Below are 20,585 nucleotides of genomic sequence, written 5' to 3' on the forward strand. Positions count from 1 at the left end.
CGTCGAGGAACAGGCCCTCCAGCCCCTCCCCCCCAAGACCGTCCCGGCCCGGATCGAGGCTGACCGACGGCGACCAGCGCTCGGCCCAGACTGCCAGCGCCGTCAGGGCGCGGGCGTCGGCCTCGGGGTCGGCGGGCCTGCAGATCAGCTGCGGGATCATGGCCCGGGCGTCGGCCTGGGTCTGGCCCCGGCGCAGGCCGGCCCGGCGCGCGGCCGGATTGAGCGCATACAGGACCGCCGCGCCCCGGCTGTTCCTGAGGATCAGGGCGAACGGGTTCTGCGGATCAAGGGCGGGGTCAGGCGGCGAGGCCGGACGGCGCGCCCGCATGGCTGATCGCCGCCAGACCGTCACCGGCCAGTCGATCAGCCAGACGGAGACGATGCGTCTCATCATCCTGCTCCAGCATCCAGGCCCCGGGCCGTTCGCCCCGCCCCCGCACCAGTTCGGCGATCAGCCGCGCCGGGCCGGGGGCCCTGGGGTCGTCCGGGTCCGTCGCGCTTTCGAAGGTCGAGATGCGCCAGCGGCGCCGCGCCGCGCTCAGCCCGTCCAGCCGTCGGGGCAGGACCAGCCCGACTGTCTCGCCCTGTTTCGCCGCGAAATCCAGGCGCCTCGTCTGGGCCAGGCTCGCCCCGTCCACCGCCCCCAGGGCCAGGGCCACGGCCCCGGAGCGCAGGGCCTGTTCCAGGGTCCACAACGCCTCGGCCGCCGTCGTGGTCGGGGCGAGGATCAGCGGGACTCCCGCCGCGCCGGGTCCGTAGGGTCGTCCATGCTCCGCGAACCAGACCCGGGGCGCGGTCACCAGCACCGGCCGCCGGTCGCCCCCGATCCGTCGCGACAGGGCGAAAAGCAGCAGGGCCGCCATGTCGCGCGGCCCTCCCGCGCACGCCTCCTCCAACGGCGCGGGCCGCTCGGGCCAGGGGTCTGAAGAGGGAGGGTGAGCGGGGGTCATAAGGGTCCGGAGGTCAGATTGTTCACTCTTTGTTCCAAATCGTGCGAGAGTCAAACCTGAATCAAGGTGTGACGTCTTCGTGTCTGAATGGCCCGACCGATGCAGTCGAAACCCTTCGTGGGGCGGCTTCGCTCCATAAAGAGACGCTGGCCCGCATGATCTGTCGATCCATAACCGAACCCGACTTTCCAGCCCTCCAGGCGTTGCACCGCCATGTGGGTTGGCCGGAGAGGTCGCTGGCCGGCTGGCGGTGGTTGTACGCCAATCCGGCGCGGGTCAGCGCCGGCGCGCCCGCGGGCTGGGTCGTCGACGGCCCGGACGGCCAGCCGGCCGGGCATGTCGGCAATCTGGTCCAGCGATTCTGGCTGAACGGTCAGCCGCTGCATGGCGCGACGGGTTTCTCGATCATCGTCACCCCGCCGGTTCGCGGGGCCAGCCGGGACATGCTCGACGCCTTCGTCCGCCAGCCGGGCCTGTTCGCCGCCTGGGTCTTCAACGCCAACCGCACGTCCCAGCCCCTGTACGTCCGCCACGGCATGGACCCTTGGCCCGAGCCGACCCATGCGCTGAAACTGAGCTGGATCATAAATCCCGTGACGCTCGCCTGCGGCCGGTTTTATCGCGCCGCTCACCGGCTGGCGCCCGATATCGTGTCCGGCTGGGGCGAGCGGCTGATGAACAGCCGTCTGTCCGCCAGGCCCCGCCTGACCTTGCCGCCGGGCGTTTCGGTGCTGTGCGACCTGCGGGATCAATCAAGATATGCGGAATTCTGGGCGGCCCTGCGCGCCGAAGGCCGTCTGCTGGCCGACCGGAGTCCCGAGGTCCTCCGCTGGCGGCTCGCCGACCCGGACCTGACCGATCCGCCGCTGGTGATCGCCTTCAACCGCGGGTCCGAGATCACCGGCTACGCCATGGCCATGATGGCCAAGTCCAACATCCTCGAGCCGCCGGTTCTGGAAATCCTGGATCTTGAGGCCCTGGCCGACGACGCCGGGGCCATTCCGGCCCTGATGCAAGCCCTGAGGGGCGCCGCGGCGCAAATGGGCGCGGCCAAGCTGCGCATCCAGATGGTCAGTCCCCGTTTGCTCGAACGGCTCGGCGACCATGTCCGGCGCACGCGGCGCGAGGGCGGCTGGGGCCATTGTCATGTGCGGTTCGCGCACGGCGGTCCCGATCCGGCGCTGTGGTCGCCGACCCCCTACGACGGCGACTACGCCATGTGCCTGAGGCCCGTGCCGGCCAGGGCGGGCGCAACCGTCCGCGCGCCTGCGGAGCCTCACATGGCGGCTTCCGCCGCGTGAAAGGCCTCTAGGTCCGGGGCCGGGCCTTCAGTTCGTCGCGGATCTCGGCCAGCAGGGCCTCGGTCGCGGTCGGCGCGGCCGGCGCTTCAGGCTCGGCCGCCTTCTCGCGGCGCATCCGGTTGATCCCCTTGACCATCAGGAAGATGACGAAGGCGACAATGGCGAACTGAATCAGGGTGTTGATGAAGGCGCCGTACTGGATGGCCACTTCCTCGATCGCCTCGGTGGCCGGATCCTCGGGCGACAGCACCCATTTGAGGTTCGAGAAATCGACCTTCCCCAGCAGCAGTCCGACCGGCGGCATGACCACCTGTTCGACCAGGCTGGTGACGATCTTGCCGAAGGACGCGCCGATGATGACGCCGACGGCCAGATCGATGACGTTGCCGCGCGCGATGAAATCCTTGAACTCGGCGACCATTCCCATGGCGGCGTCAGGCGTCCCCGGCGTTCAGCCGCTCGCGCAGCTCCTTGCCGCTCTTGAAGAAGGGCACCGCCTTGGCGGGCACGTCGACGGTCTCGCCGGTCCGGGGATTGCGCCCGGCCCGCGCCGGACGGCCGCGCACGGAAAAGGCGCCGAAGCCGCGGAGCTCGACACGACCGCCCGCGCCGAGCGAGTCCACCATCCGCCCGAGGACGATGTTGACCACCCGCTCGACCTCGGCGTGGGTGAGGTGGGTGTTCTCGGCTGCGAGCTTCTCGATCAGCTCTGACTTGATCATATGGCCAGGCCCCCGCCCTGTTTCGCGCGTTCGGGACGCATACGGGCGCATCCGAACGCAGGATGCAACCCCACCCTAGCCCTCACCTGTCGGGGGAAAAAGGCCCCGCGACGGATTCAGCGCGGAAATGTCGGTTAACGGGCGCCATGGCGGGCGATACCGTCAATTCGGTACGGCGCCCGACCACGAAAAAGGCGGCCGGATTGCTCCGGCCGCCTGATCCGTATCACGATGACGAAGGGGACTATTCCTTCGTGCCGGCCTTCTCGCGCAGGGCCGCGCCGAGGATGTCGCCCAGCGAGGCGCCCGAGTCGGACGAACCGAACTGTTCGATGGCCGAAGCCTCGTCCTTCATTTCCAGGGCCTTGATCGACACCGAGACGCGGCGCGAGGCCTTGTCGATGCCGGTGACCATGGCGTCGACGCGGTCGCCGACCGAATAGCGCTCGGTGCGCTGCTCGGCGCGGTCGCGCGACAGGTCGGACTTGCGGATGAAGGCGGTCGCCGGAGCGTCCTCTTCACCGAACTTGACCTCGATGCCGCCGGTCTCGACCGCCGTCACGGTGACGGTGATCTGCTGGCCCTTCTTGAAGACATCGCCTTCCATCGGATCGCCGCCCAGCTGCTTGATGCCGAGCGAGACGCGTTCCTTCTCGACGTCGACGTCCAGCACCTTGGCCTTGACGGTTTCGCCCTTGCGGTAGCGCTGGATGGCTTCCTCACCGGAGACGTTCCAGTCCAGGTCGGACAGGTGCACCATGCCGTCGATGTCGTTGTCCAGGCCGATGAACAGGCCGAACTCGGTGGCGTTCTTGACCTCGCCCTCGACGGTCGAGCCGATCGGGTTGGCGGCGACGAAGGCATCCCACGGATTGTCCTGGGCCTGCTTGAGGCCCAGCGAGATGCGGCGCTTGGAGGCGTCGACGTCCAGCACGACCACATCGACTTCCTGCGAGGTCGAGACGATCTTGCCGGGGTGGACGTTCTTCTTGGTCCAGGACATTTCCGAGACGTGGACCAGGCCTTCAACGCCGGCTTCCAGCTCAACAAACGCGCCGTAGTCGGTGATGTTGGTGATGCGGCCGGTCATCTTGGCGCCAACCGGATACTTGGCTTCCACGCCGTCCCACGGATCGGTCTGCAGCTGCTTCATGCCGAGGCTGATGCGCTGGGTGTCCGGGTTGATCTTGACGATCTGGACCTTGACGGTGTCGCCGACGGCGAGGACCTGCGAGGGGTGCGAGACGCGCTTCCACGACATGTCGGTGACGTGCAGCAGGCCGTCGATGCCGCCCAGGTCCACGAACGCGCCGTAGTCGGTGATGTTCTTGACCACGCCTTCGCGGACTTCACCCTCTTGCAGCTGGCCGACCAGCTCGGTGCGCTGTTCGGCGCGGGCTTCTTCCAGGATGGCGCGACGCGAGACGACGATATTGCCGCGCGGACGGTCCATTTTCAGGATGGCGAAGGGCTGTTCCTTGCCCATCAGCGGGCCGACGTCGCGCACCGGGCGGATGTCGACCTGCGAGCCCGGCAGGAAGGCCGAGGCGCCGCCGAGGTCGACGGTGAAGCCGCCCTTGACGCGGCCGACGATGGCGCCGTTGACCGGCTGGCCTTCGGCGAACACGACTTCCAGGCGGGTCCAGGCTTCTTCGCGGCGGGCCTTGTCGCGGCTGATGACGGCTTCACCCAGGGCGTTCTCGACGCGCTCGAGGTAGACTTCGACATTGTCGCCGAGCTTCGGAATGACGGCGCCTTCGCCGATGCCGAACTCGCGGGCCGGGATGCGGCCTTCGGTCTTCAGACCGACGTCGATGATCAGGATGTCCTTTTCGATGCCGACGACGCGGCCGTGAACGACCTGGCCTTCGCCGAGGTCACGGCCCTGAAGGGTTTCGTCGAGCAGCGCGGCGAAATCATCGCGCGAGGGAGAGAAGCTGGTGTCAGTCATGCGGTGGTTGGATTTCTAACGGTTATGGCGCGCGACCGAAGGGCCCCGCGCGAGGTGGTTGGAACGTGAGGTCAGGTCGTCAGGATGCGAGGCCGTTGAAGGTCAGGACGCCCGCGGAAGCCGAGGATGACACGCTGGATTTGCCTTGGGGTCTCTAGAGACCGTTCCGGACACGCGCCGCCTCGACGATACGGCGGGCCGCATCGAAGGCGGTCTCTATATCCATATCGGTCGTATCCAGCAAGACGGCGTCTTCGGCCTGCACCATCGGGGCCGCGCCCCGGCCGGCGTCCCGCTCGTCCCGGCGCATGATGTCGGCCAGCATGTCCTCATAGGCGATGACGTCGCCGCGGCCGGTCAGCTGCTTCCAGCGGCGCCTGGCCCGGACCTCCGGCGTGGCCGTGATGAACAGCTTGGCCGGGGCGTCCGGCGCGATGACGGTGCCGATGTCGCGCCCGTCCAGCACCGCCCCGCCGGGCTGGGCGGCGAAGGCGCGCTGGAATTCCAGCAGGGCGGCCCGCACGCCCGGATAGCCCGCCACCCGGCTGGCGGCCTCGCCCGCCTCGCCGCTGGTCAGCCGGTCGGCGTCCTGCAGGCTTTCGGCCTTCAAGGCGCGAGCGACAGCCACGGCCGCGGCCTCGTCGTCCAGAGAGCCGCTCGCGTCCAGCACGCCGACGCCGACGGCGCGGTACAGCAGCCCTGTATCCAGATGCGGCAGCCCATACGTCCGGGCCAACCGGGCGGCGATGGTGCCCTTGCCCGAGGCGGCGGGTCCGTCGACGGCGATGATGAGGGGTGCGGTCATGCAGACGCTGCGATATCGGCCCCGAGGCCGCGCATCAACTCGACAAAGCCGGGAAAGCTGGTGGCGATCATGCCCGGTTCGTCGACCGCGACCGCTTCCTCGACCGCCAGACCCAGTACCAGATGGCTCATGGCGATCCGGTGGTCGCCGTGGGTGACGACGGTCGCGCCGCCCCGCACCGGGCCGCCGAAGACGGTGAAGCCCTCCGGCTCCTCCTCGACCCGGACGCCGCACGCCGTCAGCCCCGCCGCCATCAGGGCGATGCGATCGCTCTCCTTGACCCGCATCTCGCCGATGCCTCGCATCACCGTGGCGCCCTCCGCGAAGGCGGCGGTCGCCGCGAGGATCGAATATTCGTCGATCATCGAGGCGGCGCGTTCCGGCGGCACGACCACGCCCCTCAGCGTCGAATGCCGGGCGGTGACGTCGCCGAGCTCCTCGCCGCCGGCCATGCGGCGGTTCGAGACGGCCAGGTCGGCCCCCATCTCGCGCCAGGTCTCGAACAGCCCGGTGCGCAGCGGGTTCAGCATCACGCCCTCGACCGTAACCTCTGAGCCGGGAACGATCAGGCCCGCCGCCAGAGGGAAGGCGGCGGAGGAAGGGTCGCCGGGCACGGCGACGGAGGTTCCGGTCAGGGCCTGGCCGCCCCGGAGACTGACGCGCCAGCCCTCGCCGTCCGGGAGGACGCCGACTTCGACGCCGAAGGCTCTCATCATACGTTCGGTGTGGTCGCGGCTGGCTTCGGCCTCGGTCACCGTAGTGACCCCGTTCGCATTGATTCCGGCCAGCAGGATGGCGGACTTGATCTGGGCCGAGGCGACAGTCTGGACATGGTCGATGGCCGTCAGGCCGCCGCCGCTCACGGCGACCGGCAGCCGGTCCTCGACGGCCTTCCAGTCGAACCGCGCGCCCATACGGGCCAGCGGCCCGGTCACCCGCTTCATCGGCCGCTTCCGCAGGCTGGCGTCGCCGTCAAACGTCGCGGTGACCGGATAGCCCGCCGCCGCCCCCATGAGCAGACGCACCCCGGTCCCGGCGTTGCCGCAGTCGATCACCCCGGTCGGCTGCTGGAACCCGCCCTGACCCGTGACCCGCCACCGGCCCTCGCCCAGACGTTCGACCGTCGCGCCGAAGGCCTCAGCCGCCCGAGCGGTGGCCAGGATGTCGTCGCCTTCCAGCAGGCCTTCGATCTCGGTGACGCCCGTCGCCATGGCCCCCAGGATCAGGGCGCGGTGGGAGATCGATTTGTCGCCCGGAGCCCGCACCCGGCCGGACAGCGCGGGGCTGCGGCTGGCGGTCAGATGGGCGGGAATCGACACCCGGCGGTCTCCGGAAAGGCTCGGCAAGGGCGGGCGCGCGGAGATGGCTTTTGACAGCGGCGTCAGGGGGTGGCAAGGGAGCCGCCCCATTTCCCCACTCCCGCCAAAGGTCTTTCCACCGTGGCCAAACCCGAACTGGGCCAGAAGCAGGTCTGCCCGAACTGCCAGGCCAAATTCTACGACCTGGGCCGTCGCCCCGCCCACTGCCCCAAATGCGCGACCGACTTCGATCCGGAGGAGGCGCTGAAGCTGCGCAACCGCCGCGGCCGTCCCGCCGGCTACCCGGCCGACGACGCCGATGAGGATCAGGTCAAGGACAAGAAGGCCGACGGCGACGAGGACGAGGAAGAAGAAGCGGTCGCAACGCCCGAGATCGATCAGGAAGGCCACGAGCCCATCCTGACGCCGGACGACGACGACGACGCCCCCGTCGATCCGACCGAAGAGCCCGGCATGGGCGAGGCGGTCGAGGACGACGACGTCCTGGCCGACGATGACGACGACGATTCCGTCCCCTTCATCGAGGACGAGGATGACGACGCGTTCGAGGACGAGATCAAGGCGCCCAAGGACGACGAATAGGTTTTTCGATCCTCCGCCGGGCTGTTTTTCAGCGGTCCGGCGGAGACGAAAATAAATGGCTGAACCGGGCTTGATCGCGATCAGGCCCTGACATAGGTTCCGCCGCCTCGCCGCAGGGCCTCCCGGCCCCCAACGCGATCCGACCAAAGGGCCAGCCGGCCCGAGGTTCGGGGCTTTAGCTCAGCTGGTAGAGCGCTTGCATGGCATGCAAGAGGTCAGCGGTTCGACTCCGCTAAGCTCCACCATCGAAGGCCCCGCGGGAAACCGCGGGGCCTTCGTCCCATCCGGCTCCCGTTGATCTCTCCGCGATCCCGCCCCATCTAGGTGTTCGCCGACGCCTCGCCGATGACGGGGGGCGCAGACGGCTGCAAGCCTGCTTCGGGGGCGAGAGACGATGACGACGCGCACCATCCTGTTCGACAGCCCGTTCCTGCTCGGCTTCGACCATACCCGGGCCCTGATCGACCGGGCCGCCCGCGCCGCGGCGGACAGCTATCCCCCCTACAATGTCGAACAGCGCGGCGAGCGTTCGGTGCGCATCTCCCTGGCCGTCGCCGGCTTCGGCCCCGATGACCTGATGATCACCCTGGAAGGCCGCCAGCTGACCATCGCCGGCAAGCGCGAGCCGGCGCCCGACCAGGCCGACCAGGCCTTTCTGCATCGCGGCATCGCCGGTCGCGGCTTCGTGCGCAGCTTCGTCCTCGCCGACGGTCTGGACGTCGATGCGGCCCAACTCGAGCACGGCCTGCTGCACGTCGACCTGAGCCGGCCCGAGGACCTGCCCGCGGTGCGACGGATTCCCATCACGACCGGCTGACGCCGGCACTTTTCCGGTCGCCGCCTTCGGGGCCGGACCCCAAAGCCCGATCCGGGCGTTAGTTCAGTACAAGGAGGCGGTCTCGATGACGCCCACCACGATTATGACCAAGGAAGATTTCAAGGGGCTCGGCGCGCCGGACCTCGTCTATGTGCGCGAGATCCGGGCCTCGGATGTCATGGCCGACGTCGCCGTGACGGAGGCCAAGGGACTGACGATCGATCCCGAAGCCACCCTCTACGCCGTGCATGGCGCCGACGGCGAACGTCTGGCCGTCATGTTGGACCGCGAAGCCGCCTTCGCCGCCGCCGTGGCCCACGAGCTGGAGCCGGTGTCGGTCCATTGATTCAGGGGCGATAGCGCAGCAAAAATGTCAGGCCGCGTTGGCGGGTAGGCTGTCCCTGACGAACAGGGCGCGGATCGCGTCGGCGGTGCGGGCCTGACGCAGCTGCTCGCGCATCTCCGACGAGCGCAGGGCCCGCGAGACCGCGGCCAGGGCGCGCAGATGCTCGGCCCCGTCGCGGGGCGGCGCGAAGAGGGCGAACAACAGGTCCACGGGCCGGTCGTCGACCGCGCCATAGGCGACGGGCGTCTCCAGCCGCACGAACACCGCCGTCACCCGGGTGATGCCTTCAAGCCGGGCGTGCGGCACCGCGACGCCCGAACCGAGGCCCGTCGAACCCAGGGCCTCGCGCTCGAGCAAGGCCTCCATGATCCGGCTTTCCGGCGTGCCAAGGGCCTGGGCGGCGGCTTCAGCCACCGTGTGCAAGGCCTGACGCTTTGACGAGGCGCCGCTGCGCAGGACGACGCCGCCGTCCGCCAGCAATTCACCGATGTCCATGAGGAGTTCCCGACTCTGCCCATACATCCCGAATGGGCGGGGGCCCTTTAGACCACCCGCCTCGATTGGGGAAGACTATACGCCGCTACCGTTTACCGAACCGTGTCCATTGATCGACTTCACCGTACGCTCGGGGTCAATCCAGCCCACATTGCCGTCGGGACGGCGATAGACCACCGAAAGGCCGCCATGGGCGGCGTTCCTGAACAGCACGACCGGATAGCCGGTCATATCCAGCTCCAGCACCGCCCGACCGACGGTCAGGGTGCGAATCTCGTGCTCGGTCTCGGCGATGACCATGCCCACAGGCGGCGCTTCGTCGGGGGCGCCGGCATCGCCGAAAGCCTCGTCGTCGACGCTGTCGGGATCGCGCAAAACCATGCTCGACGCCACTTCGCGGGCGGCGTTCTCGGTCTTCTCGGGCGAAAGGCCGCGCGGGCCGGCGTGATGGTTCTTGAGCCGCCGTTTGTAGCGCCGGACCCGCTTCTCAAGCTTCTCGAGCGAATCCGAGAACGCTCCATGGGCGTCGCCGCCCGATCCGCTGGTGACGATGGCCTCTCCGGACGCGAGGCGAACCCAGCAGTCCACCTTGAAGCCGTAGCCGTCCTTGGACACCACGACCTCGGCGTCCTGCGCCCCTCGTTCGAAATATTTGCCGATCCCGTCTTCGAGTTCCTGGGCAATGCGCGAGCCTAACGCGTCGCCGACATCTACGTGCTTACCGCTGACTTGGATTTGCATAGCGATAGAACGCGACCGAACGGGATTGGTGTCAACGCCGATCACCGAAATGTGGTGACGCTTCGCCGCAGCCGACGGAAGACCACGCGGTCTCCCTCCCCTTCATGGGGAGGGATGTCGGCGCGCAGCGACGACAGGGTGGGGAATTGCGAAGCCGGGCGGCGTCAGTGGAGGACTGGCGCTCCCCACCCGGGCTCGGCTGCGCCTCGCCGTCCGGGAGGTAGAACGAAAACGCCTAACCCGTCTTGAGCATCCGTTTCCGTTCCACCGACGACGGTATCCGCAACGCCTCGCGGTATTTGGCCACGGTGCGGCGGGCGATATCGATGCCCGTCTCCTTGAGGATCTCCACGATCCGGTCGTCGCTGAGCACGTCGCCGTCCCGGCCCTCGCCGTCGATCATGGCCTTGATCCGGTGACGCACGGCCTCGGCCGAATGGGTCGCGCCGCCGTCCGAGGACTGGATCGCCGCGGTGAAGAAGAATTTCAGCTCGAATACGCCACGCGGGGTCGAGACGTATTTGTTCGAGGTGACCCGCGAGACCGTCGACTCATGCATGCCGATGGCGTCGGCCACGGTCTTCAGGTTCAACGGCCGCAGGAATTCCACGCCGAAGGCCAGGAAGGCGTCCTGCTGGCGCACGATCTCGGACGACACCTTCAGAATGGTCTTCGCCCGCTGATCCAGCGATTTGACCAGCCAGCTGGCCTGGGCGGCGCATTCGGCGACGAAGGTCTTCTCCACGTCCGAGCGCGAACCGGCCGCCACCACGCCATGATAGCGCTTGTCCATGATCAGGCGCGGCAGGGTGTCGGCGTTCAGCTCGATCTTCCAGCCGCCGGCCGGATCGGCGCGGACATGGACGTCCGGGATGACCGTCTGGGCCGGCTCGCCGCCGAAGCCCGCGCCCGGTCGGGGCGTCAGCGCCTTCAGCTCGGCGATCATCTCGGCCATGTCCTCGGCGTCGACCCCGCAGGCCTTTCGCAGCCCCGACAGATCCCGTTTGGCCAGCAGATCCAGATTGGCCAGCATGCAATCCATGGCCGGGTCGAACCGGTTGCGCTCGACCAGCTGCAGCTTCAGGCACTCCGGCACCGACCGGGCCATGACGCCCGTCGGTTCAAACCCGTGACAGACCGCCAGCACCGCCTCGACCCGCTCGAGGGTGATCCCCAGTCTGTCGGCGATCTCGGCCAGTTCGCCGCGCAGATAGCCGCCCTCGTCGACGGAATCGATCAGGGTCAGGGCGATGGCGTGGTCGGACGGGGAAAAGGCCGCCTGCGACGCCTGGGCCTGCAGATGCTCCCACAGGGTCATTTCCCGGCTGTCGGGCTGTTCGCGCCCCTCGCCGTCGGGCAGGCCGCCGCCCGAGCCGGCGCGCGACCAGTCGTTGAGCCCGACCTGGGCCTCGCCGACGCCCACATCCTCCATCCGGTCCGAAGTGCGTTCGCCGGGGCTGGCGTCGCCGTAGACGTCGTCGGAACGGGCGTCGAGCGTCCGGTCCGCGTCCGCCACCCGGCCCTCGTCGAAGGTCATTTCGGCGGCGTCGTGGTTTTCAGCGGCGGCGGGCGCCTCGATCTCTCCGCCGGGTTCAGCGTCCTCGCGCTGCAGCAGCGGATTGCGCTCCAGCTCGGCCTCGACGAAGGCGTCCAGCTCGAGGTTCGACAGTTGCAGCAGCTTGATCGCCTGCTGCAGCTGGGGCGTGATGACCAGCCCCTGGCCCTGCCGTATCTCCAGCCTCTGTCCGAGCACCGTTCTTTTTCCCCTGCACCCGGGCGTGGCCCGAAACTTGCTGCGGCCACCTTGTGGCCCAAGCGGTTAACGGCGTTCTAAACCGCTGGACCTGCCGCCCGCGCTTTGCTCCCCTGTCGGGATCGTCCGTCCCGAGCGAGAGCCCCGATGCGCCTGATCCTTGCCGCCATGCTGCTTCTTCTCGCGCCTGCCGCCGCCATCGCGCAGCCGAGCCCGACCGAGCAGACGATGATGCAGACGGTCGTCGCCGAACACGACCGCCACATCGCCCTGCTGGAGCGTCTGGTGAACCAGAACAGCGGCACGCTGAACCTGCCCGGGGTGCGGATCGTCGGCGATATGGCGCGGGCCGAGCTGGAGCCGCTGGGCTTTGAGGTCCGCTGGGTCGACATGGCCGAAACCGGCCGCGCCGGCCACCTGATCGCCACGCGTGCGGGCCGGGGCCGCAACATCCTGCTGATCGGCCACCTCGACACGGTGTTCGAGGCCGACAACCCATTCCAGCGCTTCGAGCGAGACGGCGCGCGCGCGGTCGGACCGGGCATCGGCGACGACAAGGGCGGAATTGTCGTCATCATCGCCGCCCTGCGCGCCATGCAGGCGGCGGGGACGCTGGACGACGCCAATGTGACCGTGGTCCTGACCGGGGACGAGGAGCGGATCGGATCGCCGGGCTCCGTCGCCCGGCGGGACCTGGTCGCCGCCGGACAAGCGGCGGCCTTCGCCCTGGAGTTCGAGAACCTGGCCGTCGACGACGGGGCGGAGTTCGGCACCATCGCCCGCCGCAGCTCGACCAACTGGACCCTGACCACGAGCGGCCGGACCGGCCATTCCAGCGGCGTGTTCAACGACGCCCTCGGCTATGGCGCAATCTATGAGCTCGCCCGCATCCTCGACGGTTTCCGCCGCGACCTGCCCGAGCCCAACCTGACCTATAATGTCGGCGTGGTCGCCGGCGGCACGCCCGCCGCCATCGACGCCGAGGGCTTCAATGTCACAGCCTCGGGCAAGACCAATATCGTCGCCTCGACCGCCATCGCCCGCGGCGACCTGCGCACCCTCACGCTGGAACAGGACGAACGCGTCCGCGCGCGGATGCAGGCCATCGTCGAGACCCATCTGCCGCGCACGGACGCCGAGCTGGTCTTCGCCGGAAACGGCTATCCTCCCATGGCCCCGAGCGAGGGCAACCGCGCCCTGCTGGCCCGCCTGAACGCCGTCAATCGCGACCTCGGCCTGCCCGAGATGGCGGAGTACGACCCCGCCCGCCGCGGCGCCGCCGACAGCGGCTTCGTGGCCCAGGACGTCGACACCCTGGGCGGGCTGGGCGTCGCCGGGGGCAATGCGCACGCCGACGGCGAATGGGTCGATCTGGACAGTCTGGTGCGCCAGGCCCAGCGGGCGGCGGTGCTGATCACGAGGCTGAGTCTGGGCGCGGAGTAGCCATGTCCTCGATCAGCGAGGCTTCGGCCGCATCAAGGTGGCGCTTCATCGCCTGACGCGCGCCCTCGGCGTCGCCGGCCTCGATCGCCTCGACGATCGCGCCGTGCTGGGCGACGCTGGCGATAAAGGCCTGCCGGTTGAACGAGGGCGCGACCAGATGCGCCAGCCTCAGGGCCTGCAACAGGCCGGCCAGCCAGGCTGAGGCGCGCGGGCTGCCCGAGGCGGCGAGGATCTCCGTATGGAAGGCGACGTCGAGTTCGAAGGCGCGAGCGAAATCCGCCGCCTTCACCGCCGCCGAGAATTCGCGATGTATCCGGGCGATGGCCTTGCGATCCGGCAGCGCGGACATGGCCTCGGGGCCGGATTCCACCATGCGGCGGGCGCGATAGATGTCGCGGGCGTCGGCCTCGGTCAGAACCGGCACGCGCGCACCGCGGAACGAGGCGTAATCGACCAGACCATCGGCGGCGAGGGTGCGCAAAACCTCACGGATGACGTGGCGGGACACCTCATAGCGCAACGCCAACTCGCTTTCGCGCAGCGGCGTGCCGGGCGCATAGGCGCCGGCGAAAATCCGTTCGCTGAGCTGTACGGCCAGCCGCTGGGTGATCGTGGCCCTGTGGTCCGAAAGCGTCATGGCGGCAGGATAGCACCTGGGCTGGATTGTCCAAGGCGAAGGCTGTATTTAATTGGATTGTCCAACAATATTTCTTGCGGTAAGCCACTTTCCAACAGCGTGCGTTTGGGAGTTTTCGCCATGGCTGGACCGATCGACCGCCTCATCCTGCTGTCGGCCCTGACCGGCCTGCTCGCCTGCGCGCCTCTGGGCGGCCCCTCGTCCGCCCTCGCCCAGACGCCTCCGCTCGCCGCCGGGGATCGCACCGCGGCGCTTGAACGCATCAAGGCCGAGATCGGAACCACCTATGTCTTTCCCGAACGGCGCGGCCCGGCCATCGACCGACTCGCCGCCGCCGCCGCGCAGGGCCGATACGATACCGCTGACCCCGTCGTCTTCGCCGAGCGCGTGACCGAAGACCTGACAGCGGCGACCCGCGACACCCACCTCTACCTTCAATACGACCCCGCCTGGTTCGCCTCGGCGAGGCTGCCGGCCGAGCCCGGAGAGGACGCACGACAGATCGCGATCGAGGCCGAGATCGCGCGACACACCAATCACGGCCTCGCGGAGATGCGGATCCTGCCCGGCAACATCCGCTATCTGCGGATCGAAGGATTCCCATGGGTCGAGGACGAGACCGGGCCGGCCTATGACGGGGCGATGCGGTTCCTGAAGGGCGGGCGGGCGATCATCATCGACCTGCGGGGCAATGGCGGCGGCTGGATACAGGCGTCCAAATATCTGATCAGCCATTTTGTCGACGCCGATGCGCTGATCGCCACCTTCCACCGTCCGAACGGCGAGACCACTCAGTACCGGGCGGCGGACTATCTGCCCTCGGGGCGGATACAGGGGCCGCCGATCTATATCCTGATCGACGGCCGGTCCCGGTCGGCGGCCGAGATGGTCGCCTACACCTTCCAGCAATACCGGCTGGGCGAACTGATCGGCGCGCGGACCGAAGGCGCCGCCAACATCTCCGACGACTTCGCCGTGGCGCCGGGTTTCCGCCTCAGCGTCTCGACCGGCCGCACGGTCCAGCCGATCAGCGGGACCGACTGGGAAGGCGCCGGCGTCGCGCCGACGGTTGAGGCGGACCCGGCGCAGGCGCTCGAAATCGCCCAGCTGCGGGCCATCGATCGGTTGCTGCCGACAACGCCCGACGGCGTGCCGCGCTACCAACTGCTGTGGTCGAGACCCGCGCTGGAGGCGGCCCTGAACCCCGTGACGTTGGACGACCGGGCGCTGAGGGCTTTCGCGGGGACCTATGGCGAGGCGTCGATCCGCTTCAGGGATCACGCCCTCTGGCTGCACCGCCCCGATCGTCCGCCGAACAGGCTTTCAGCGATGAACCGGGACGGCCTGTTTCAGGCCATCGACAATGACACGCTCCGGGTCCGGATCACGCCTGATGTGCTTGAGGTGCTGAGGCTCGATCCGGCCTGGTCGACGCAGTACCGGCGGTAGAGGCCGACCCTCAGCCGTACATGTCGCCCAGATAGACCCGGCGCACTTCCGGATCACGGATGACGTCCTCGGCCTTGCCCTCGAACAGGACCGAACCGCCCGAGATGATCGAGGCGTGGTCGATGATCTCCAGCGTCTCGCGCACATTGTGGTCGGTGATCAGCACGCCGATGCCCTGCCCCGCCAGATAGCGGATGACCTGACGGATGTCGGCGATGGCCAGCGGGTCGATGCCGGCGAAGGGTTCGTCCAGCAGCATGAAGCTGGGCTTGCCCGCCAGGGCCCGGGCGATCTCGCAGCGCCGCCGCTCGCCGCCCGACAGGCCCGAGGCCGGGGCGTGGCGCAGATGGTCGATGCGGAGTTCTTCCAGCAGGCGGCTGGTCTCCTCGGCGATGGCGGCGCGGCCGGTGTGGTGAAGCTCGACCACGGCCATGACATTGTGCTCGACCGTCATGCCGCGGAAGATCGAGGCCTCCTGCGCCAGATAGCCCAGGCCCATGCGGGCGCGCTGGTACATCGGCTGGGCCGTGATGTCCTCGCCGTCCAGCCAGATCGTGCCGCTGTCCGGCGGGATCAGGCCTGTGATCATGTAGAAACAGGTGGTCTTGCCGGCCCCGTTGGGACCCAGCAGGCCCGCCACCTGGCCGCGCTCGACGTGCAGGGAGACGTCGCGCACCACCTGCCGCTGGCCGAACGATCGCGCGATGTGCTCGACCCGCAGACCGGTCGGCCGTGCGGGCTCAACCACCGGGGTCGCCGGGGTTTCGATCACATTGAGGGCTGAGAGTTCCTTGCGCGCCAATGGTCAGACCGGGCCCGGGGGCTCAGTTCCCGCTGCGTTCGGGATAGAAGACGCCACGAATACGGCCGCCGCTCGATCCTGCGCCGCCTTCCATACGGGCCGATTCCGTGCGGGTGTTGTACACCAGCCGCCCGCCGGTCAGGACATTCTGCCCCTGGGTCAGGATGACATCGCCGGTCACCACCACCTCGTCCGTGGCGAAGGTATAGACCGCCCGGTCACCGCGAATGGTCTGATCCGGGGTGACGAAATAGACGTTTCCGGACGCCTCGACCCGGGTCAGGTCGCCGCTGACGATCGTGCCGTTGATGGAGTCGGCGCGCAGGCGGTTCTGGCCCTGAACGACTTCGGCCCGGCCACGCAGGGCGATGCCGGTGGAGGTGTATTCGCCGCCGTCGGCGCCGAAGGAGACCGCGCCCCCGCCGGCCTGCACCGCCGGAGCCGCAGTCTGCGCCCCGCCGGTCGCCGGCATCGCCAGCACCGTCAACACGACTGCCGCCATCCCCAGGGTTCTGGTCATGCTCATCCGTTCGACCTCGCAGGGTTTATGGTCCCGCGCACCTTGTTCTCGCCCGCGCCCCGGAATTCGATGCGCGCGCCCTGTTCCCGGATCACATAGGACGAAGCGCTGATGGTTCCAAGCGGGCCGGAACCCTGGACGCCCTTGTTCCCGGTCACAATACCGGTCGCCGTATCGACCACAGCCTCGGGCGTCACCAGCGTAAAGCCCGAGCCGCCGTCGGAAATCCGCACATTGGGGCCGATGGTCACGGTCTTGCCGGCCTCGTCATAGACCCCGCCGTCGGCGGTCAGGGTGGTCACCTTGCGGCCGCCGAGGTTCAGCCGCAACGCCGGGCCGACCAGTCGATAGCGGCCCGTGTCCGGATCGCGTACGGCCCCCTTGGCCCCGATGACGAAGCTGCGGCCCTCGGCGTCCTGGCCGTGGAATCTCAGCGTATCGAGGCGGATCTCGCGGCTGGTCCCGGCCTTGCGCTCGACGTCGGACATGACGCTGCGCAGGACGATCCAGCTGATTGTGCCCCCGGCCAGGACGATGATCGCCACCGGCAGGATGCGGCGCAGCAGCTGCACCCGCCGCGAGCGCTCGCGGAAGGCCTTGGCCGTCGCGGCGACGCGGGCCTCGTCCTGATGCGCGTGGCTGTCGGCGGGATCGGTCATCAGGTGTGCGCGAACACGTCCATCTCGTCCCAGCCCGCGAGATCGAGCGCCGCGCGGGTGGGCAGGAAGTCGAAGCATTTGCGGGCCAGTTCCGCCCGGCCCTCGCGCGCCAGCATCTCGTCCAGCCGCGCCCTGGCGGCGTGCAGGTAGAGGACGTCCGAGGCGGCGTACTCCAGCTGGGCGGGCGAAAGTTCGGCCGCGCCCCAGTCGCTGGACTGCTGGGCCTTGGACAGGTCGACGCCGACCAGTTCGCGCACCACATCCTTCAGGCCGTGGCGGTCGGTATAGGTGCGGGCCAGTTTCGAGGCGATCTTGGTGCAATAGACCGGGCGGGTCTCGACCCCGAGGTGCAGCTGGAACATGCCGATGTCGAAACGGCCGAAATGGAACAGCTTGAGCACCTTCGGATCGGTCAGCAGCCGCTTGAGATTCGGGCAATCATAGCCCGGGCGGTTCATGCGCACGACGTGGGCGTCGCCGTCGCCGGCCGACAGCTGCACCACGCACAGCGGATCGCGGCGGAAGCGCAGGCCCATGGTCTCGGAGTCGATCGCGACCTCGGGGCCCAGATCGAGGTCGTCGGGCAGGTCGCCTTCGTGGAGGAACACCGTCATTCGTGAAACCCTTTCAGGCCCTCACCTAGCGTGTGACGGCGGGGATGTCTCCCTCAGGCTCTGAGTGGTCAGTGGTTAGTGGTTAGTGGTTAGTGATTGGCGGGCGCAGGTTCACGGGTCGCGACACCCGGACGCCGCCTGTTCCGCAGTCAACCACTAATCACTAACCACTAATCACTCGCCACAGCCCCGAAACACAAACGGCGCCGCACCGAAGTGCGACGCCGTCTGAAAATTGGTGCCCAGGAGAGGACTCGAACCTCCACGACATTTCTATCACTGGCACCTGAAGCCAGCGCGTCTACCAATTCCGCCACCTGGGCCCAGACGTTTCGCGCTTGCACACGTTTCGCCCGGAAGGCGCGGACCCTTAAGGCAGGGTCCGGGGCCGGTCAACAGGGATTTGCGGCCTTTGCGTTGCGAGGGCCGCGGCCATCGTCTAATCCCCGGCGCGTCGAGGCTTTTCCGTCCTCGCGCCGTCGCCTTTCGGAGCCTGTCATGAACGAAGTCGCCCCCGGCCTTGTCACCGTCTTCGGCGGCTCCGGTTTCGTCGGCAGCCAGGTGGTGCAGGCGCTGGCCCGGCGCGGCTGGCGCGTGCGGATCGCCTGCCGCCGTCCTGACCGGGCCTGGAAGCTCCAGACCTCGGGCTCGGTCGGCCAACTCCAGTCCGTCCGCTGCGATGTGACCCGGCGGGAGGACGTCGACGCCGCCCTGCGCGGCGCGGATGCGGCGATCAATCTGGTCGGCATCCTGTACGAATCGGGCCGCCGCACCTTCCACGCCCTGCACGTCGAGGCCTCGCGCAACATCGCCGAGGCCTGCGCCGCGGGCGGCGTCGGCCGGCTGGTTCAGATCTCGGCCATCGGCGCCAGCCCGGAGAGCCGCTCCGACTACGCCCTGTCCAAGGCCGCAGCCGAAATGGCCGTGCGCGAGGTCAAGCCGGACGCGGTAGTGATCCGCCCTTCGATCGTCTTCGGCGCCGGCGACGACTTCCTCAACCGGTTCGCCGCCCTGGCCTCCATGGCCCCGGCCCTGCCGCTGATCGGCGGCGGCCAGACGAAATTCCAGCCGGTCTATGTCGCTGACGTCGCCGAGGCCATCGCCCGGGCCACCGTCGCGCCGGAGGCCGCAGGCCGCACCTTCGAACTGGGCGGGCCGGCGGTCATGACCTTCGAGGACGTGCTGAAGCTGATCCGGCGCGAGACCTATCGGAATTTCGGTCTCATCCCCCTGCCGTTCTTCGCGGCGCGCGCCATCGGCTCCCTGGCCCAGCTGACCGCCATGGTCGGCATCGCGCCTGTGCTGACCCGGGACCAGGTGGTGCTGCTGGAGAGCGACAACGTCGTCGCCGACGGGGCCGAGGGTTTGGCCGAGCTGGGCATCGAGCCCACCGGCATCGAGGCCATCGCCCCGTCCTACCTCTGGCGCTATCGGCGCGGGGGGCAGTTCGCCGAGGCGCCGGCGGTCTGACGGGTCAATAGAGCCAGATCGCCAGCAGACCCACGATTCCGACCAGGATGCGCCACGCCGAGAACGGGGCGAAGCCGTAGCGGCCGACGAAATCCACCAGGAAGCGGACCACGAACAGGCCGCTGATGAAGGACACCACGAAACCGATCGCGATCAGGCCGGCGACGTCGCCCGTGATCATCTCCCGGCTCTCCCAGAAGTCGAGGGCGAAAGCCCCGACCATGGTCGGGATGGCCAGAAAGAACGAGAACTCGGCCGCCGACCTCTTGTCGACGCCCAGCAGCAGGCCGCCGACGATGGTCGCGCCGCTGCGCGACACGCCCGGAATGATGGACAGGCACTGCCACAGGCCGATGCCCAGCGCCGTCTTCCATGACAGCTTCATCGCATCCTCGGTCAGCTCGCGCTGCTCGAGGGTCTCCACGCCGTTCCTGACCACGCGCCGCAGGCCCATGGTGCCGGCGTCCGACCAGCGTTCCAGCACGATCAGGGCGATCCCGCCGACAATCAGCGTGACGCAGACGATGGTGGTGTTGAACAGCACGTCCTTGATGAAGTCGTGGAACAGCAACCCCAGCACCGCGGAGGGGAAGAAGGCCAGCAGAACCGAAACCGCGAAACGCCGTGCTGCGGGATCCTTGCCGGGCAGGCCCAGCAACACCTTCCACAGGCGGGCGAAATAGACCGCCACGACCGCCAGGATGGCGCCCAGCTGGATCATGACGATGAAGGTGTCCCAGGGCGTGTTGGACAGCCCGAGGGCTTCCTTGGCCAGCAGAAGATGGCCTGTCGAGGACACCGGGATGAATTCGGTCAGGCCTTCGACCAGCCCAAGAATGATCGCCGCAATCCAGTCCGCCACGCGCGCCCCCGAAGACTAAGGGCCGTCAATGCGCGCCCGGTTCGGGTCCCACATAGCGCAGCCGCGCCCGGATAGGCGAGCCATTCGTCGCCTGATCCAGCGCATGGCCCAGCAGGCCGGCCAGCCGGCCCAGCAACAGCAGGTCGCCGGCGGCGTCCCGCGGCAGTTCCAGACGCCGGGCGACGACCGCCAGCGCCAGGTTGAAATTCGCCGGCCGTCCGGTCGCCGCCTCGCCCTCCTGCACCGCCCGTGACAGGTCGGTCGGCAGGTCGGCCGCGCCCAGCAGGGCGACGGCCCGCGGATCGCCGGCCGGATAGTCGACGCTGCCGAAGCCCGCCAGCCCGCCG

General features: G+C 68.7%; 24 protein-coding genes and 2 tRNA genes. 8 read left to right on the forward strand and 18 right to left on the reverse strand.

Annotated elements, in window-relative coordinates:
• Positions 1–328, reverse strand: a 328-nt coding sequence (locus QQJ79_RS11810; protein ID WP_488798463.1) for a Y-family DNA polymerase, incomplete at its 3' end; no start/stop codon positions are given.
• On the reverse strand, positions 297–863 hold the full coding sequence (locus tag QQJ79_RS11815; protein WP_284223137.1) for a hypothetical protein: 567 nt from the start codon (positions 861–863) through the stop codon (positions 297–299). The genes QQJ79_RS11810 and QQJ79_RS11815, both read right to left, overlap by 32 nt.
• A gap of 302 nt (positions 864–1,165) precedes the next feature.
• On the opposite strand from QQJ79_RS11815, the gene QQJ79_RS11820 reads away from it, so the two are divergent.
• Complete coding sequence (locus QQJ79_RS11820; protein ID WP_284223138.1) at positions 1,166–2,251, forward strand: N-acetyltransferase; 1,086 nt, start codon at positions 1,166–1,168, stop codon at positions 2,249–2,251.
• A 7-nt stretch (positions 2,252–2,258) separates the two neighbouring features.
• Here QQJ79_RS11820 and mscL read toward each other — a convergent pair whose 3' ends face one another.
• From mscL to aroA, 5 genes are all read right to left on the reverse strand, one after another.
• Positions 2,259–2,678, reverse strand: a complete 420-nt coding sequence (gene mscL, locus QQJ79_RS11825) for a large-conductance mechanosensitive channel protein MscL (RefSeq protein WP_284223139.1) — start codon at positions 2,676–2,678, stop codon at positions 2,259–2,261.
• A 7-nt stretch (positions 2,679–2,685) separates the two neighbouring features.
• Positions 2,686–2,973, reverse strand: a complete 288-nt coding sequence (locus QQJ79_RS11830) for an integration host factor subunit beta (protein WP_284223140.1) — start codon at positions 2,971–2,973, stop codon at positions 2,686–2,688.
• Positions 2,974–3,217: 244 nt separating this feature from the next.
• Entirely contained in the window at positions 3,218–4,924 is a 1,707-nt protein-coding gene (gene rpsA, locus QQJ79_RS11835; protein WP_284223141.1) for a 30S ribosomal protein S1, read from the reverse strand.
• 154 nt (positions 4,925–5,078) lie between these two features.
• Complete coding sequence (gene cmk / locus QQJ79_RS11840) at positions 5,079–5,729, reverse strand: (d)CMP kinase (protein ID WP_284223142.1); 651 nt, start codon at positions 5,727–5,729, stop codon at positions 5,079–5,081.
• A complete protein-coding gene (gene aroA / locus QQJ79_RS11845) occupies positions 5,726–7,042 on the reverse strand; it encodes a 3-phosphoshikimate 1-carboxyvinyltransferase (RefSeq protein ID WP_431307598.1) in 1,317 nt (438 codons plus the stop codon). The genes cmk and aroA overlap by 4 nt, the downstream gene beginning before the upstream one ends.
• A gap of 126 nt (positions 7,043–7,168) precedes the next feature.
• Here aroA and QQJ79_RS11850 point away from each other — a divergent pair, with 126 nt between their 5' ends.
• The 4 genes from QQJ79_RS11850 (at position 7,169) to QQJ79_RS11865 (ending at position 8,793) form a co-directional block, all read left to right on the forward strand.
• The gene (locus QQJ79_RS11850; RefSeq protein WP_284223144.1) at positions 7,169–7,630 is read left to right on the forward strand and encodes a TIGR02300 family protein; all 462 of its coding nucleotides are present in this window, start codon (positions 7,169–7,171) and stop codon (positions 7,628–7,630) included.
• Between the two features lie 169 nt (positions 7,631–7,799).
• Positions 7,800–7,875 (forward strand) — tRNA-Ala (locus QQJ79_RS11855).
• Positions 7,876–8,024: 149 nt separating this feature from the next.
• Positions 8,025–8,447 carry an Hsp20 family protein gene (locus tag QQJ79_RS11860; protein WP_284223145.1) on the forward strand — a complete coding sequence of 141 codons (423 nt, stop codon included), beginning with the start codon at positions 8,025–8,027 and terminating at the stop codon, positions 8,445–8,447.
• An 85-nt stretch (positions 8,448–8,532) separates the two neighbouring features.
• A complete protein-coding gene (locus QQJ79_RS11865; RefSeq protein ID WP_284223146.1) occupies positions 8,533–8,793 on the forward strand; it encodes a DUF1150 family protein in 261 nt (86 codons plus the stop codon).
• A 27-nt stretch (positions 8,794–8,820) separates the two neighbouring features.
• Here the strand turns inward: QQJ79_RS11865 and ptsN are convergent, their stop codons facing one another.
• The 3 genes from ptsN to rpoN all read right to left on the reverse strand — a co-directional run bounded on the left by ptsN (position 8,821) and on the right by rpoN (position 11,782).
• Positions 8,821–9,288, reverse strand: a complete 468-nt coding sequence (gene ptsN / locus QQJ79_RS11870; protein ID WP_284223147.1) for a PTS IIA-like nitrogen regulatory protein PtsN — start codon at positions 9,286–9,288, stop codon at positions 8,821–8,823.
• A gap of 75 nt (positions 9,289–9,363) precedes the next feature.
• Positions 9,364–10,029 carry a ribosome hibernation-promoting factor, HPF/YfiA family gene (hpf, locus tag QQJ79_RS11875; RefSeq protein WP_284223159.1) on the reverse strand — a complete coding sequence of 222 codons (666 nt, stop codon included), beginning with the start codon at positions 10,027–10,029 and terminating at the stop codon, positions 9,364–9,366.
• A gap of 235 nt (positions 10,030–10,264) precedes the next feature.
• Positions 10,265–11,782 carry an RNA polymerase factor sigma-54 gene (rpoN, locus tag QQJ79_RS11880; RefSeq protein ID WP_284223148.1) on the reverse strand — a complete coding sequence of 506 codons (1,518 nt, stop codon included), beginning with the start codon at positions 11,780–11,782 and terminating at the stop codon, positions 10,265–10,267.
• 147 nt (positions 11,783–11,929) lie between these two features.
• Here rpoN and QQJ79_RS11885 point away from each other — a divergent pair, with 147 nt between their 5' ends.
• Positions 11,930–13,225: a M20/M25/M40 family metallo-hydrolase gene (locus QQJ79_RS11885; protein WP_284223149.1), complete on the forward strand. Its 1,296-nt coding sequence runs from the start codon at positions 11,930–11,932 to the stop codon at positions 13,223–13,225.
• Here the strand turns inward: QQJ79_RS11885 and QQJ79_RS11890 are convergent.
• Complete coding sequence (locus tag QQJ79_RS11890) at positions 13,197–13,862, reverse strand: GntR family transcriptional regulator (RefSeq protein WP_284223150.1); 666 nt, start codon at positions 13,860–13,862, stop codon at positions 13,197–13,199. The two genes, QQJ79_RS11885 and QQJ79_RS11890, sit on opposite strands and share 29 nt — an antisense overlap.
• A gap of 120 nt (positions 13,863–13,982) precedes the next feature.
• On the opposite strand from QQJ79_RS11890, the gene QQJ79_RS11895 reads away from it, so the two are divergent.
• The gene (locus QQJ79_RS11895; protein ID WP_284223151.1) at positions 13,983–15,311 is read left to right on the forward strand and encodes a S41 family peptidase; all 1,329 of its coding nucleotides are present in this window, start codon (positions 13,983–13,985) and stop codon (positions 15,309–15,311) included.
• 10 nt (positions 15,312–15,321) lie between these two features.
• Here QQJ79_RS11895 and lptB read toward each other — a convergent pair whose 3' ends face one another.
• The 5 genes from lptB to QQJ79_RS11920 all read right to left on the reverse strand — a co-directional run bounded on the left by lptB (position 15,322) and on the right by QQJ79_RS11920 (position 18,229).
• Complete coding sequence (lptB, locus tag QQJ79_RS11900; protein ID WP_284223152.1) at positions 15,322–16,083, reverse strand: LPS export ABC transporter ATP-binding protein; 762 nt, start codon at positions 16,081–16,083, stop codon at positions 15,322–15,324.
• A gap of 52 nt (positions 16,084–16,135) precedes the next feature.
• A complete protein-coding gene (locus tag QQJ79_RS11905) occupies positions 16,136–16,633 on the reverse strand; it encodes an LptA/OstA family protein (protein ID WP_284223153.1) in 498 nt (165 codons plus the stop codon).
• Positions 16,634–16,635: 2 nt separating this feature from the next.
• Complete coding sequence (gene lptC, locus QQJ79_RS11910; protein ID WP_284223154.1) at positions 16,636–17,292, reverse strand: LPS export ABC transporter periplasmic protein LptC; 657 nt, start codon at positions 17,290–17,292, stop codon at positions 16,636–16,638.
• On the reverse strand, positions 17,292–17,906 hold the full coding sequence (locus QQJ79_RS11915) for a ribonuclease D (protein WP_284223155.1): 615 nt from the start codon (positions 17,904–17,906) through the stop codon (positions 17,292–17,294). Before QQJ79_RS11915 ends, lptC begins: the two co-directional genes overlap by 1 nt.
• Positions 17,907–18,142: 236 nt before the next feature.
• A tRNA-Leu gene (locus QQJ79_RS11920) sits at positions 18,143–18,229 on the reverse strand.
• A gap of 175 nt (positions 18,230–18,404) precedes the next feature.
• Between QQJ79_RS11920 and QQJ79_RS11925 the strand changes: the two genes are divergently transcribed.
• A complete protein-coding gene (locus tag QQJ79_RS11925) occupies positions 18,405–19,376 on the forward strand; it encodes a complex I NDUFA9 subunit family protein (protein WP_284223156.1) in 972 nt (323 codons plus the stop codon).
• Positions 19,377–19,380: 4 nt separating this feature from the next.
• Here QQJ79_RS11925 and QQJ79_RS11930 read toward each other — a convergent pair whose 3' ends face one another.
• Complete coding sequence (locus QQJ79_RS11930; RefSeq protein WP_284223157.1) at positions 19,381–20,238, reverse strand: undecaprenyl-diphosphate phosphatase; 858 nt, start codon at positions 20,236–20,238, stop codon at positions 19,381–19,383.
• 25 nt (positions 20,239–20,263) lie between these two features.
• On the reverse strand, positions 20,264–20,585 hold a 322-nt coding region (locus QQJ79_RS11935), incomplete at its 5' end, for a citrate/2-methylcitrate synthase (RefSeq protein ID WP_284223158.1).

The organism is Brevundimonas denitrificans (genome assembly GCF_030160755.1).
Lineage (GTDB): Bacteria > Pseudomonadota > Alphaproteobacteria > Caulobacterales > Caulobacteraceae > Brevundimonas > Brevundimonas denitrificans.

Excerpts from the sequence above, each read along its gene's own strand:
- QQJ79_RS11890 (WP_284223150.1), bottom strand. The coding sequence starts at position 13,862 with ATGACGCTTTCGGACCACAGGGCCACGATCACCCAGCGGCTGGCCGTA.
- QQJ79_RS11865 (WP_284223146.1), top strand. The coding sequence starts at position 8,533 with ATGACGCCCACCACGATTATGACCAAGGAAGATTTCAAGGGGCTCGGC.
- hpf (WP_284223159.1), bottom strand. The coding sequence starts at position 10,029 with ATGCAAATCCAAGTCAGCGGTAAGCACGTAGATGTCGGCGACGCGTTA.
- rpsA (WP_284223141.1), bottom strand. The coding sequence starts at position 4,924 with ATGACTGACACCAGCTTCTCTCCCTCGCGCGATGATTTCGCCGCGCTG.
- QQJ79_RS11830 (WP_284223140.1), bottom strand. The coding sequence starts at position 2,973 with ATGATCAAGTCAGAGCTGATCGAGAAGCTCGCAGCCGAGAACACCCAC.
- mscL (WP_284223139.1), bottom strand. The coding sequence starts at position 2,678 with ATGGGAATGGTCGCCGAGTTCAAGGATTTCATCGCGCGCGGCAACGTC.
- QQJ79_RS11895 (WP_284223151.1), top strand. The coding sequence starts at position 13,983 with ATGGCTGGACCGATCGACCGCCTCATCCTGCTGTCGGCCCTGACCGGC.
- QQJ79_RS11860 (WP_284223145.1), top strand. The coding sequence starts at position 8,025 with ATGACGACGCGCACCATCCTGTTCGACAGCCCGTTCCTGCTCGGCTTC.
- QQJ79_RS11885 (WP_284223149.1), top strand. The coding sequence starts at position 11,930 with ATGCGCCTGATCCTTGCCGCCATGCTGCTTCTTCTCGCGCCTGCCGCC.
- ptsN (WP_284223147.1), bottom strand. The coding sequence starts at position 9,288 with ATGGACATCGGTGAATTGCTGGCGGACGGCGGCGTCGTCCTGCGCAGC.
- QQJ79_RS11925 (WP_284223156.1), top strand. The coding sequence starts at position 18,405 with ATGAACGAAGTCGCCCCCGGCCTTGTCACCGTCTTCGGCGGCTCCGGT.
- QQJ79_RS11905 (WP_284223153.1), bottom strand. The coding sequence starts at position 16,633 with ATGACCAGAACCCTGGGGATGGCGGCAGTCGTGTTGACGGTGCTGGCG.
- QQJ79_RS11815 (WP_284223137.1), bottom strand. The coding sequence starts at position 863 with ATGGCGGCCCTGCTGCTTTTCGCCCTGTCGCGACGGATCGGGGGCGAC.
- QQJ79_RS11915 (WP_284223155.1), bottom strand. The coding sequence starts at position 17,906 with ATGACGGTGTTCCTCCACGAAGGCGACCTGCCCGACGACCTCGATCTG.
- lptC (WP_284223154.1), bottom strand. The coding sequence starts at position 17,292 with ATGACCGATCCCGCCGACAGCCACGCGCATCAGGACGAGGCCCGCGTC.
- cmk (WP_284223142.1), bottom strand. The coding sequence starts at position 5,729 with ATGACCGCACCCCTCATCATCGCCGTCGACGGACCCGCCGCCTCGGGC.